Raw genomic sequence first — 12,300 nt, 5'->3', positions numbered from 1 at the left:
TCTTGGTTGGATGGGAAATTGTAATCAACTAAATTGTAAATATGCATCCTATAGTACTGACTTTTTATATCATAGTAACGTTATGGGCACTACTCAGCATTATCCTTCATGGAACTAGACCGACCAAATCCCTTGGCTGGATGTTGACTGTGCTTATATTTCCAATTGGAGGTCCCTTTATTTACTATTTGTTTGGAGTGAACCGAAGAAAGTTCAAACTTTTTAGAAGCTCACGGTCTTTAGAAAGAATGAGAAGGCTACAAAAATCTACACAGAATTTTGTCTCAGAAAAAACAAACGAACAGCTTGAATACAAATACTTGGCCCAACTTTTAAAAAATGCCTCAAAGAGTTCAGTCCTAGGAGATAACCAAGTCACTGTTCTTCATGACGGTCAAGAAACTTTTGAATCGTTGTTTAAAACACTGGAAAAAGCCCAAAAATTTATACACCTTCAATATTATATTTTCGAAAAAGGAGAGGTTCAAAATCGGTTTTATGATCTCTTCAAAAAGAAAATCAAAGAAGGTGTGGAAATCAGATTGCTTTACGACTCTTTCGGAAGCTATGCTTTTAGGGGGAAAAATAAAAAAAGGTTTGAGAACATTGGGGTGGAACTATTCCCTATTATGCCCATCCGGTTCGGCAACCTATTATTTAGCCTCAATTACAGAAACCACAGAAAAATAGTTATTGTGGATGGAAAAATAGGCTTTACGGGGGGAGTCAATATTTCTGACAAATATGTTACCGACAAAGATGAATTGGGTAGATGGAGGGATATTCATGCAAAAATTGAAGGTCCTGCCGTGAATCGTTTACACCAAGTGTTTTTAGAAGATTTTAGCTATGCAAAAAAAGAAGGTGATAGCCTCTTTACAGAAAAATATCTTCCAAAATCTGAAAAAACAGGAGAGAGTTCTGTTCAAATTATAAGCAGCGGTCCGGACTCCAAGTTCCCTGGAGTAATGATGCAGTACATGGGCATGATGAATGGAGCCAAAGAAGAAATCTGCATTTGCAACCCTTATTTTATTCCCGACCAATCCGTTCTGCATGGTATTGCCATGGCTGCTCTTCGAGGAATTACCGTAAAATTATTGGTTCCCAAGACATCAGACTCCATATTGGCCAAGTACAGTATGTACTCCAACTTTGAGTTCATGTTAAAATCAGGGGTGCAAATTTATTTGAGAGATGATTTTACCCATAGCAAATTGATGGTCGTAGACAAGTACTTGACCTCCATTGGCTCTGGTAATTTTGATTATCGAAGCTTTGAGCACAATTTTGAAACGAACACCCTTGTTTATGATAAGGTTGTAGCGCAAGAGGCATTGTTGGATTTTGAGCAACACATGCAACGTGCTTCAAAATTGGACTTTGAGTCATTTTGCAACAGACCATTACGCCAAAAATTTCTCGAAGGCATCGCTAAACTTTTTGCCCCGTTATTATGAATGTTATAGCCCCAAAGTTGATAATACGAGAAGCCAAAACAGCAATGGAAGGTTTTACGGACTTGCATGAAATAGCCGTTGAGTTTAAGGTGAAAAATACTTTAAACGGAAGTATAATGATGGCTCAGCCCAGTTTCAAGGATATTCTTAAAAGGAAGCCTCGTAGAAAGTATCTGGTATTGGTAAGTGAAACCTTCACAATTGGCACAAAGACTTTCTCCACTCTTAAATTACCATCAGAAATAAAAATAGGATGGTTCGCCCATGAGTTGGGCCATATTCAAGACTATCAAAGTTTATCTTCAATAGGATTGTTGCGCTTCGGGCTGCTCTATTTAACCTCAAAGAAATTCATGAAATCAGCGGAGCTAAAGGCAGACACGTTCGCAACGCAAGCAGGGTATGGAAAGTATCTCGTCGCCACTAAAAATTTTATTCTTAACCATGCTGAATTACCCGAAACCTACAAGGCTAAAATACGTAGATATTACCCCTCTCCAGATCAAATTCTTGAAATTGATAAAAATTTAAAAACCATGGAGGATATTGAATAACCAGTACTTCATTTTAATAACCATACGAAGGGAATGCATCAATATTATTCGGAATCCCATCAACTCTAAATGCAGACTTACAGTAACTTTATATTTGACTTAGATAAGCTAAGAGTTAAGTATAAATACATAAATTACAATTTGATGAAAGAAGACGATAAAGGAGTAAACTATTCGATAGACAATGGTAGTGAGGATACAAAAAAGAAAGATGAAGTAACTGGAAACAAAAAAAAATCCGAAGACAAATATGATGTGCCTGACCAACCCCAGACAAAGTTGAACGACGGGGAATACCAAAGAAGGTAGACAAAAAACTATAGTTGATATAAGAAAAAAGAGGTGCTAAGCGCCTCTTTTTCATTTACAAATTGTCCTTATCTATCAATTGTATCTTTTTACGAAATTTTATATTTAAAAACTCCACCAACAGCGAAAAGGCTATGGCAAAATATAGGTAGCCTTTTGGGATAGCCCCAATCGATTGCCCAAAAACTGAAACATGTGACAAATGTGCTGCCTCGGTAATCAACATGAAACCAATCAAAATAAGAAATGAAAGTGCCAACATTTGGATAGACGGATTGTTATCAATGAATACCCGAATGGCATTGGCGAAAATCAACATAACCCCTATGGAAATGACTACTGCAATTATCATGATTATTAAGGCATCCATGGGTTCCCTACCAAGGCCGTTGGTCATGCCCACCGCCGTAAGAATAGAGTCTATGGAGAAAACAAAGTCGACCAAAAGAATTTGCAAAATCACTTTTTGTAGTGTCTTGGTTACGGGCGCTTTCTCTTCCTGGTCAATATTTGAGTTCTTACTGACCTTATCATGAATTTCGCTCGTACTTTTGAACAGTAGAAAAAGACCTCCGGTAAACAAAATAATGCTCTGCCAACTGAGCCCGGCCTTTATCCAAGAAAGTTCCACCTCATAAAATGGCTTACTCAATCCTATCAGGAAAGAGACTAGAAATAATAGTGCTACACGCTGAACCATGGCCGCTATAAGACCTAGGTTTGTCGCTTTTTTTCGCTGCTCTATGGGGAGTCGGTTGGCAAGAATGGAAATAAAGACAATATTGTCTATTCCCAGAATGATTTCCAAAAAGGTCAAAGTGAAGAGCGCTACCCATGCGTCGGGAGAACTTAGTATTTCAAACATAAACTGTCATATTATGTGTACACATGGTATTGGATACAAAAATCCCCTGAAAGTCACTTCAGGGGATTCACCTACCAGAATTACCAATTTTCAATCTCCTTTTTCAAATCTTCTTTCTTCTTCCCTGTCTTTTCTTGCAGCTTGCCCAAAAGTTCGTCAAACTTTCCTTCTGAGTAGGTGGTATCGTCATCAACAAGAGAACCATACTTTTGTTTGAACTCTCCCTTGATTTGTTTCCATTTCCCTTCCAATTGTTCTGAATTCATAATATCTAATTTTGATTTTGTACAAAGTACTGACCACAATTTCCTAAAGCTTAATGGTATTGAATTAAATATTGTTGCAATCACAAAGTAAATTGGAAATGTGGCAAACCCAAATTGGAAAGAGCAAAGAATAATGTACACTTTTGAGCTACTTGCACATTGAATTAAATCTTCAAACAAAACGTTATGAAACACCTGCATCCCAATCTCATTAGACAACTCTTCGTACTGATGGTAATTATTGGTTTTGCGATCATAATATTTAGGGGAATAGCTCCTTATTTAACAGGTTTTTTAGGTGCCATTACACTTTACGTACTGTCTTACCCTCTAATGGAACGGCTGGATCGGTTTAACGTCCCTTCAGCTGTTGGTGCTTTGCTATTGATTATTTCTTCATTCTTTCTGATACTATTACCGCTATGGGGCATCATCTCAATGCTCAGCGAAAGAGTGACAGATGCAATGATAAATTCCAGCCAAGTCACCAAGCAAGTGAAAGAATATTTTATGGAACTCGAACAACGGAGCGGAATCTTCCTAATGGACAGACTGCAAGAATCAACACTCACTGATTGGTTAACATCAAATTTTACTGGATTGCTCAGCACCACAATGGACACAGTGATTAGCATTGGTATTATGTATTTTATACTCTATTATATGTTGACCAACAGAAAAAAACTGAGGAAGGCCCTGTTTCACTATTTGCCCATGGCCGATTCAAGTTTGGCAATTATAGAAAAGGAAAGTAAAGCCATGGTACGAGCAAATGCATTGGGAATACCTTTGGTGGCCGTGGTCCAGGCCATAATTGCACTCTTAGGTTTTATCATTTTTGGTATTCAAGAACCTATCTTCTGGGCCATCATTGTTTTCATAGGTTCTATGATTCCCATTGTAGGGACGTTAATAGGAACCATACCTGTTTTTATCGTTGCGATTGCCAATGGTCAGGAATTTCAAGCTTGGGGAATTCTATTGTATGGATTGATTGTTGTGGGATCGGCCGACAATTTGGTCCGTATGTTTGCCATTAAAAAACTGGATAACATTCACCCCTTGATAACCCTAATAGGAGTTTTAATCGGTTTACCACTATTTGGATTTATCGGACTTATCTTCGGCCCATTGCTTGTAAGCATCTTTCTCGTACTTGTAAAAATCTACAAGAACGAGTTTGGACTTAGTACCGTGGACAATAAGGCAAAACTCTAAAAAAGCAAAACAGTCAATACTCGCAGGTTTTAAGATAATCACACTTGTTCTGAACCAATATCTTCGCATAAAAAATTAATACATGGAATTTATTTTTGAATATCAAAACGTATCTGCTAGCGAACGACTAGAAAATCTGGTAAGGGAAAAACTCCTCAGACTTCAAACCAAGTTTTCATTTGTGCATAGAGCTGATATTTTTTTCAAGACCGAAAATCGCACGGACAATAATGGAATGGTCTGCACTATTCGTCTCAGCATGCCTGGGCCAAGGCTGGCCGCTGAAACCAAAGCATCTACCTTCGAGTCTGCCGTGTCAGAGACTGTGAGAGATTTGAACAGACAATTGGCCAAGCGCGAGGAAACCATGCAGAACTAACCCGATTATCTAGTAGAAAAGTAGATTTTGGTTAATCATGGTAGCAATAACAAAACGTTTGAAATTAGTACGGATACTGGTATGGTGTTCTATTATTACAACAGTTTGCTATTTTCTTGTGCAAGCCGTTGCTGAACAGAAAATCCAAAATCTAATTGAGCAAAAATTGCCTGAGAAGTTTACCCTATCGTATGATAACCTTCGGCTCAACGTATTCGCAAGGTCTTTGACCATAGAAGGAATTTTATTTAAAACGAATTCCCAGAATGCTCTGGATACTGATTTCATCTTGACCTTGGATGCCATTACGGCCAGAAAAATCGATTTTATCACGTTCATCAACAAAGGAAATTTGGAACTGGATGTTTTGGAGGTTATAGCCCCTAATTTTAAGACCATCCAGCATAGCCTAGATAAAAACAACACCAATGTTGAACAAGATTTCCCAAATATTGCAATCCAGTCCCTTTACATTAGAGAAGCCAAAGCGAGTTATCTGAATACTTCGAAAAAAGATACCCTCCTTTGGTTGGGCAGCGGCATGGCTTCTTTAAAAAATGTGCAGTTCAATAAAGAGGCCCCTCAAATGATGACTTTGGATACAACAGCTATTGAATTCAATCTAGATGACCTGAGATTCAGGCTCAATGCTTATGAAATATTAAGGGTTGAATCCCTTCAGATTGCAAGCGGCAGCTATACCCTTTTAAATTCACACTTAAAAACGATATATGATTGGGATACCTATTCCAAAAAACTCTACCATCAAAGGGACCATTACAACTTGGCCATCGAAAAAATAGAAGGCTTTGGACTGCGTTGGCCCATCAAAAATGCAAAAGTGGGATGGATATCAGATTCTTTGTCCATATCATCCATGGATTGCCACATATTTCGTGATAAAACCCTGCCAGAGGAAACCTCGACCAAGACCTATTTTATGGAAAGTCTTTCTGAATTGGATTTTCCCTTGCATCTAGCAAAAATCAGCTTGGCCAATGCAAAACTTTCCTACTTTGAAAAAACCGAAAAGAGCGACGCTCCCCAGCCCTTGGTATTTTCATCAATACAAGGAGATTTTGCAAATGTTTCCAATCAGAACAACAAAGGGTTAAAGATTCATCTAAAGTCAAAACTTATGGAAAATGCGCCTTTGGAATTAAAGCTAGAAACCTATACTGACAAACCAATGAAGAGCTTTGTTTGTACAGGAACGCTTTATGATTTTAGTGCAGGCGACATCAATCCATTTTTAGGCACCAATATGGGCGTAAAAACTAAGGGCGATGTGAAAGAACTATATTTTACCATGTCCGGAAGCCGATCAGGCGCGATAGGGGATATGAAAATGAAGTATGACGATTTTGAATTCGAAGTTTTGAAAAAAGACCTCTTGGGCGTTCGAAAGACTACCAGCTTTCTTTTGAACTTACTGGTGAATCGGGGAAACAAAACTGATGAAAACGGGTATCGCTATGGTGATATAAGGGTAGAACCTGAAAGTTCCAAATCCTTTACCAATTACCTATGGTTGGGTATACAAGATGGGTTGTTGGATGCCGTAACTGGAAGCGGCAAGAAAAAGTAGTATTGACACATGACAATTTTGAAGGGCAGGTATCTATTTAAAATAAGGTCAAATTGGTTATGAAATCATGGAAACTTTTTTGGAAATGTATGAAGGAGGCATTTCGTTTGTGGAGTTCTGGTGAGCCTACAAAGTTCGGAGCAACTGTGGGGTACTACTCCATATTGTCACTACCAGCACTCATGGTCATCATACTTAATTTGATGGGGCTGTTTTTTGACCATACGCTAGCCCAACAGGAAATTGTTGGACAAATAAAATCCTTATTTGGAGCGGACACTGCCAAATCGGTTGCGAACATCATTTCTGAAGCACAATTAAAGCGAAAGAATCCACTCCTTACGCTTATCGGTGTCGGCACACTTATATTTGGTGCCACACAAGTGTTTTATAATATTCAGAACGCCTTTAACAAGGTTTGGGGTGCCAAACTAGAGCATGTCAAAGCGGTGAAATTGGAGGTGTTGAACCGTCTAAAAAGTTTTGGTTTTGTTTTGATTATCGGATTTCTACTTCTGGTCAGTATGGTGTTAACGTCTATGCTTTCCGTATTGCGAAACTACCTTCTGGAATATTTTTCATCAACAGTACTATCTATATTTTATGTCATAGATTTTTTGTCGTCCATTGGTCTCTTAACGTTGCTTTTTTCATCCATGTTCAAGTTTTTGCCCAATGTTAGCATCCCATGGAAACGAATTTGGCCCGGTGGGCTGCTGACGGCGTGCTTGTTCGTAATCGGTAAGTTTTTGATAGGATGGTATTTTGGAACTGCCGAACCAGGTTCCACCTATGGTGCAGCAGGCTCGGTTATATTGATAATGTTGTGGGTTTCGTACACCAGTTTGATTCTATTGTTCGGTGCTAACTTTACCAAAGCCTATTCAGACCTTAAACGCAACAGCTCACAAACTTCTCCTTTGTAAAACAAATACGCATCGGATAAATAAAAGTCCGTTCTTAAGGTTGTCAGAGCTTCATTTTTGACTTTACTATTACCTGGGTGATTTTTAATTTATTTGTGAAGAAAAAGCCTTCCATTCTTTAAACTTTTCAGGCTTCATTACCTTTTCCATTTTTACCTGTCCACCTTTCTTTTTGTTCATCGCACTCCATTCATGAAAAGTTTCAATCGTGACCCAGTCCGCCTTTACCCCTTTAAGGGCTTTGGAACGTGCCACCTTATAATTTTTATTGGCTTCTTTGAGGTATTCGTCTAGAAATTGTATGGCTTTTTCCTCACTCAACTTTTCAGGATTTGGTGTTCCCAGATACCAGTGGTGGTAGTATTCATTGTCATAATCAATGGCACAAATGGTATACTCGGGAATTTCAACACCTAATTTTTTCTCAAGATTCTGTACCGCACTATTCAATTTATTGACCGATAATTGGGACCCTACCGTATTTAGGAAAAACTTGGTTCTACCCGTAATCCTAATTTCTGCGTGCTCAACGTCCGTAAACTTAATGGTGTCACCAATCAAATAACGCCATGCACCTGCAACTGTGCTTATGAGTAGTATGTAATCTTGGTCTTTTTCCACTTGTTCCAAAGTCAAACTGGGTACATCTTGGGCCAAGCTACCATCTTCCAGAATATAGTCAGGATTAAAGGGAACAAATTCGAAGTAAATACCATTGGCAGTATTCAATTCCATAGCGCTGGTTTCAGGTCGGGTTTGGGAGGCCAAAAAACCTTCAGAGGCCAAATAGGTATCGATCACTTGAATGGGTTTTGTCGTCAGGGCATCAAAACTCTTCTTGTAAGGACCAAAAGCAACACCACCAGAAGTGTATACCTGGAAATTCGGCCAAATATCATGTATACTTTTTGCATCATGATATTCAATAACAAATTTCAACATCAACTCAATCCACGAAGGAATACCGCTAATGGCACCCACATCCCAGTCCTTTGCTCTTTTGGCTATGGCCAGCACTCTTTCGTCCCAATCGTCTATCGAGGCGATTTCTGCTCCCGGTTTGTAGAAACCTTGAAACCAACTTGGAATGTTGGCCGCGCTAATACCGCTTATCTCTCCTTCCAAATGACCTTCATTTTCAGTCAAATCCGTAGTGCTGCCGAGCATCAATATATCCTTTTCGAAAAATTCTGGGGACAATTCAAAATTAGAAAGTGCGTAAATCTGCTCTCTTCCTGACTTTTGTATGGCATCAATCATATCATTGGTGACAGGAATGCGCTTGCTGGTCTTACCTGTAGTTCCAGAACTGAGCGCAAAATAATCCGGGTTTCCTGGCCAGCTCACATCTTGTTCGCCCTTATGCAAACGAAACCACCACGTGTCATTCATGGTATGATAGTCAAAACTGGGAACTTTCTGAACAAATGCCGATTGTACGTTGTTCGCACTTAAAATTCCTTCAAAGTCATAGCGGTTCCCAAAAGCGGTGTCCTTGGCGGTTTGTAGTAGCTGGTAGAGTACCTCTTTCTGGGATTCGATGTGGTTCCTCTCAGGAACAAAATAGTCCCTAGCCTCTATTACTCCTTTGATAATATTTCCTATTATGGGCATGATTATGAAAAATATTTGGGGGCCAAAGACCCCCGTGATACTTATGCATTTACTACTTGGTCATCGTGCTTTCCTTCACAGATTTCCTCTATGGTCTTATCGATAAACAAATGTAAATCATCAGGATTTCTACTCGTAGTCAACCCTTCGTCAACCACTACCTCCTTATCTACCCAGTAAGCTCCTGCATTGATGACATCATCCTTTATGCTCTTATAAGAAGTCACTTTTCGATTTTCGATGACCTTTGCACTAATCAGAAGTGATGGCGCATGACAAATAGCTGAAACCGGTTTGCTTTGTTCGAAAAAATCCCTAATAAAATCCAGTGCCTCTTGATAAGTTCTAAGGCTGTCAGGATTGGCTACTCCACCCGGAAGGATAAGGGCATGGTAATCTGATACATCAACCTCACCTACCAACTTATCCACTGCGATTGATTCTCCCCAATTATCACCATCCCAACTCTTAATTTCACCTTCATGGATTGACACAATGTGCGCTTCGGCACCTTCATCCTGGATAGCCTTCAAAGGCTCAAAGAGTTCAGATTTTTCAAAACCATGGGTGGCCAAAATTGCCACCTTCTTATTCTTTAATTTCATAGTGTACGTTTTAATTGTTTATCGCAATTTAATTTTTACCCAACGAGATACTTGATGCAATAGAAATAAAGATTGATGCGATTCATACGTGATTAAAAAATATCTGGAGCAATCTTGAGCATTTAATATGATATAAAAGGATGTACGAGAATTGTTATAATTGGAAAGAGGTGCGGATTATACGGCTAAATCATCGGAAACCGAATCTATCTCATCTCCTTTTCTGCGTTGCAAAAGGGCAAAACCGAAAGTGAGCACCCCAACCCGACCCAAAAACATTAGTACTGTAATGGCAATTTTTCCAAAATTACTTAGCTCTCCTGTAATGCCCGTGCTCAAACCTACGGTACCGAGAGCGGAGGCCACTTCGAACAGAATCTTTTCAAAAGCTTGCTCTTCGGTAAAGGACAGAAGAAAAGTAAATAGAAAAATAATACTGGTGTAAAGAATAAAAGTGGAGGTCGCCACATACAATCGTTCAAAAGGAATTTTCCGATATAGAAATGTTATTTGCTTTTGTCCGGTAAGTCGGCTTTTCAATACGGCCAACATGGCGGTCAAAGTTGTGATTTTTAGACCTCCCGCAGTACCGGAAGGTGAAGCCCCAATATACATCAGGAATATTATCATCAATAACACTGGCAACGATAATTCCCCAATCGGCAAGGTATTAAAACCCACAGTGGTCATTGAGGTCATGGCCTGAAAAAAAGACGGAAGTAAAAAGGAGATACGTGAATCATTTGTACCTTCCTTCAAAACAAACAAAAGGGTTCCAAGGGTTAGCAATACCAAAAACCCGATGAGCACAATCTTAGTGGTGAACGAAATGGAATTTGTTTTTTTTCGTAGCCTGTACCATAAATCGGTGATTACAATAAACCCAAGTGATCCCGAGATGGCCAATATTGAAATGATGGCATTTATGAAACCATCATTCCTAAATGATTCAAAACTATTTGGGAACAGAGAAAACCCAGCGGTGCAAAAAGCAGAAACACTGTGGAAAATAGAGAACCAAATTGTTTCGCCTAGATTCATGTTGTCGTACCTCGAGAATGCAACATAGAAAGCAATGGCGCCCAAAAACTCCATGATGACTGTAAAAACTACTGCGCTTTTAATGAAATCACGAATTTTAATGGATTTGGGTATTGTAAATTCTGCCCCAATAACACTGCTGTGCCATCGTGTTAATTTCTGGGTTGTGAGTAGTAAATAATAGGTTGTCAAGGTCATGTATCCAATCCCTCCCATTTGAAACAATACCATGACCAACAGTTGTCCCCCAAAATTATAGGTGTTATAAATATCGACGGTGACGAGTCCAGTAGTGGAAATTGCCGATGTAGCAATAAAGAGATGGTTTAGTATTGAAACACTTTCTTTGTGAAAAAAAGGAAGCATCAAAAGAAGAAAACCAAACAGTGTATAAAGGAAAAAGCCCCAGACCAAATTGATTTGTGGTGAGCTGGTCAATTGAAACCTTTTGTACAATCCGAAAAATCGTTTTAAAATAGGAACACTCATGTAAGTACAATTATAGCTAAATAATCGATTGCTACCCTATGCCTATAAAAATTGCCCTTTGTTCTGGAGATAACAAGAGGGCAATTAGTATAATAAATATGGATTTGAAAGCTATAAAAATTTATCTGACTGCATTAACGGTATACGGTAAACCAATATTGGGATTAGGTTTTTTTACTTGCGGAAAACAAGTCAGGCGTTGCGGAGATGAATTGCTTAACATAATTTTCATTTGAATATATTTTTGAGGCAAAACCATTATAAAATACCTGAAAATGCTATTGAAATTCTTTTATGGGTCAATCTTACTGCCTATGGAAACTTAACTTTATGGGCGAATAAACACTATTACTCTTTTAGAGAACATTGTTAGAATAGTTCTCGACTTTCTTGGTTAGTTAAGAAAGGGGAGTTAGCTAGGCTCCCCTTTTTGATGAATTGCTGATGGCAGAAAAACCCCTAATTCTTCAAGAAGGCTAGGTCTATAATTGTGAGTCGGTCGTGACTCAAGACTATACTCCCCTTCATCACAAGATGTAGCTAAAAGATTTTATTAAAATAAAAAAACGAGTCAAATCAAGATGGTTTGTTCAAAGTTTTTAAACTTTCAATAAGTGTGCACAAATCTTGCATTTTAACATAATAAAAAAAGCCTCCGAAAATCGGAGGCTTTTTTTATTGGTGATCGCGGAAGGATTCGAACCTTCGACCGTCTGCTTAGAAGGCAGATGCTCTATCCAGCTGAGCTACGCGACCATTATGTAATTAAAAGGCCGAATCTGGCGATTCGGCCTTGTCGGGGTGGCAGGATTCGAACCTGCGACCTCCTGCTCCCAAAGCAGGCGCGATAACCGGGCTACGCTACACCCCGTAATTTATGAGATAAAGCGGAGAGACTGGGACTCGAACCCAGGCGACGGTTACCCGTCGACAGATTAGCAATCTGCTCCGTTACCACTCCGGCACCTCTCCTCACATTGTGAACG

At 39.0% G+C, this 12,300-nt stretch carries 12 protein-coding genes and 3 tRNA genes; 7 read left to right on the top strand and 8 right to left on the bottom strand.

The genetic code is table 11. The features are described from left to right. Positions 1–41: 41 nt before the first annotated feature. From cls to ACOKFD_RS00955, 3 genes are all read left to right on the top strand, one after another. A complete protein-coding gene (gene cls / locus ACOKFD_RS00965) occupies positions 42–1,460 on the top strand; it encodes a cardiolipin synthase (protein ID WP_422859541.1) in 1,419 nt (472 codons plus the stop codon). Beyond that, positions 1,457–2,014, top strand: coding sequence for a hypothetical protein (locus ACOKFD_RS00960; RefSeq protein WP_422859540.1), 558 nt, complete (start codon positions 1,457–1,459; stop codon positions 2,012–2,014). The genes cls and ACOKFD_RS00960 overlap by 4 nt, the downstream gene beginning before the upstream one ends. 144 nt (positions 2,015–2,158) lie before the next feature. Beyond that, positions 2,159–2,323: a hypothetical protein gene (locus tag ACOKFD_RS00955; protein WP_422859539.1), complete on the top strand. Its 165-nt coding sequence runs from the start codon at positions 2,159–2,161 to the stop codon at positions 2,321–2,323. A 55-nt stretch (positions 2,324–2,378) separates the two neighbouring features. On the opposite strand, the gene ACOKFD_RS00950 is transcribed toward ACOKFD_RS00955, so the two are convergent. After that, positions 2,379–3,188, bottom strand: coding sequence for a TerC family protein (locus ACOKFD_RS00950; RefSeq protein ID WP_422859538.1), 810 nt, complete (start codon positions 3,186–3,188; stop codon positions 2,379–2,381). Between the two features lie 80 nt (positions 3,189–3,268). Then, the gene (locus ACOKFD_RS00945; RefSeq protein WP_298998048.1) at positions 3,269–3,454 is read right to left on the bottom strand and encodes a CsbD family protein; all 186 of its coding nucleotides are present in this window, start codon (positions 3,452–3,454) and stop codon (positions 3,269–3,271) included. 186 nt (positions 3,455–3,640) lie between these two features. On the opposite strand from ACOKFD_RS00945, the gene ACOKFD_RS00940 reads away from it, so the two are divergent. From ACOKFD_RS00940 to ACOKFD_RS00925, 4 genes are all read left to right on the top strand, one after another. Further along, on the top strand, positions 3,641–4,672 hold the full coding sequence (locus ACOKFD_RS00940) for an AI-2E family transporter (protein WP_422859537.1): 1,032 nt from the start codon (positions 3,641–3,643) through the stop codon (positions 4,670–4,672). 82 nt (positions 4,673–4,754) lie between these two features. Further along, a complete protein-coding gene (locus ACOKFD_RS00935; RefSeq protein WP_422859536.1) occupies positions 4,755–5,051 on the top strand; it encodes an HPF/RaiA family ribosome-associated protein in 297 nt (98 codons plus the stop codon). A 58-nt stretch (positions 5,052–5,109) separates the two neighbouring features. Next, positions 5,110–6,639 (top strand): hypothetical protein, encoded by a 1,530-nt coding sequence (locus ACOKFD_RS00930; protein ID WP_422859535.1) that lies wholly within the window; start codon positions 5,110–5,112, stop codon positions 6,637–6,639. An 89-nt stretch (positions 6,640–6,728) separates the two neighbouring features. Beyond that, positions 6,729–7,565, top strand: coding sequence for a YihY/virulence factor BrkB family protein (locus ACOKFD_RS00925; RefSeq protein ID WP_422859534.1), 837 nt, complete (start codon positions 6,729–6,731; stop codon positions 7,563–7,565). An 84-nt stretch (positions 7,566–7,649) separates the two neighbouring features. Here the strand turns inward: ACOKFD_RS00925 and ACOKFD_RS00920 are convergent, their stop codons facing one another. The 6 genes from ACOKFD_RS00920 to ACOKFD_RS00895 all read right to left on the bottom strand — a co-directional run bounded on the left by ACOKFD_RS00920 (position 7,650) and on the right by ACOKFD_RS00895 (position 12,286). After that, positions 7,650–9,179 carry a GH3 family domain-containing protein gene (locus tag ACOKFD_RS00920; RefSeq protein WP_422859533.1) on the bottom strand — a complete coding sequence of 510 codons (1,530 nt, stop codon included), beginning with the start codon at positions 9,177–9,179 and terminating at the stop codon, positions 7,650–7,652. Positions 9,180–9,220: 41 nt separating this feature from the next. Then, positions 9,221–9,784 carry a type 1 glutamine amidotransferase domain-containing protein gene (locus ACOKFD_RS00915; protein WP_422859532.1) on the bottom strand — a complete coding sequence of 188 codons (564 nt, stop codon included), beginning with the start codon at positions 9,782–9,784 and terminating at the stop codon, positions 9,221–9,223. 177 nt (positions 9,785–9,961) lie between these two features. After that, a complete protein-coding gene (locus ACOKFD_RS00910) occupies positions 9,962–11,314 on the bottom strand; it encodes a TrkH family potassium uptake protein (protein WP_422859531.1) in 1,353 nt (450 codons plus the stop codon). A gap of 679 nt (positions 11,315–11,993) precedes the next feature. Then, positions 11,994–12,070 (bottom strand) — tRNA-Arg (locus tag ACOKFD_RS00905). 40 nt (positions 12,071–12,110) lie between these two features. Further along, positions 12,111–12,185 (bottom strand) — tRNA-Pro (locus ACOKFD_RS00900). A gap of 17 nt (positions 12,186–12,202) precedes the next feature. Beyond that, positions 12,203–12,286 (bottom strand) — tRNA-Ser (locus tag ACOKFD_RS00895). Between the last annotated feature and the right edge of the window lie 14 nt (positions 12,287–12,300).

It is taken from the genome of Flagellimonas ulvae, assembly GCF_049333175.1.
Taxonomy (GTDB): Bacteria; Bacteroidota; Bacteroidia; order Flavobacteriales; family Flavobacteriaceae; genus Flagellimonas.
Note: the sequence above shows the minus strand (reverse complement) of the source record. Positions and strands in the feature narration are given on the sequence as shown.

Bases quoted from the DNA above. Each gene is read 5' to 3' on its own strand.
- ACOKFD_RS00915 (WP_422859532.1), bottom strand. From the start codon at position 9,784: ATGAAATTAAAGAATAAGAAGGTGGCAATTTTGGCCACCCATGGTTTT.
- ACOKFD_RS00950 (WP_422859538.1), bottom strand. From the start codon at position 3,188: ATGTTTGAAATACTAAGTTCTCCCGACGCATGGGTAGCGCTCTTCACT.
- ACOKFD_RS00945 (WP_298998048.1), bottom strand. From the start codon at position 3,454: ATGAATTCAGAACAATTGGAAGGGAAATGGAAACAAATCAAGGGAGAG.
- ACOKFD_RS00910 (WP_422859531.1), bottom strand. From the start codon at position 11,314: ATGAGTGTTCCTATTTTAAAACGATTTTTCGGATTGTACAAAAGGTTT.
- ACOKFD_RS00955 (WP_422859539.1), top strand. From the start codon at position 2,159: ATGAAAGAAGACGATAAAGGAGTAAACTATTCGATAGACAATGGTAGT.
- ACOKFD_RS00925 (WP_422859534.1), top strand. From the start codon at position 6,729: ATGAAGGAGGCATTTCGTTTGTGGAGTTCTGGTGAGCCTACAAAGTTC.
- ACOKFD_RS00940 (WP_422859537.1), top strand. From the start codon at position 3,641: ATGAAACACCTGCATCCCAATCTCATTAGACAACTCTTCGTACTGATG.
- ACOKFD_RS00960 (WP_422859540.1), top strand. From the start codon at position 1,457: ATGAATGTTATAGCCCCAAAGTTGATAATACGAGAAGCCAAAACAGCA.
- ACOKFD_RS00920 (WP_422859533.1), bottom strand. From the start codon at position 9,179: ATGCCCATAATAGGAAATATTATCAAAGGAGTAATAGAGGCTAGGGAC.
- ACOKFD_RS00935 (WP_422859536.1), top strand. From the start codon at position 4,755: ATGGAATTTATTTTTGAATATCAAAACGTATCTGCTAGCGAACGACTA.
- cls (WP_422859541.1), top strand. From the start codon at position 42: ATGCATCCTATAGTACTGACTTTTTATATCATAGTAACGTTATGGGCA.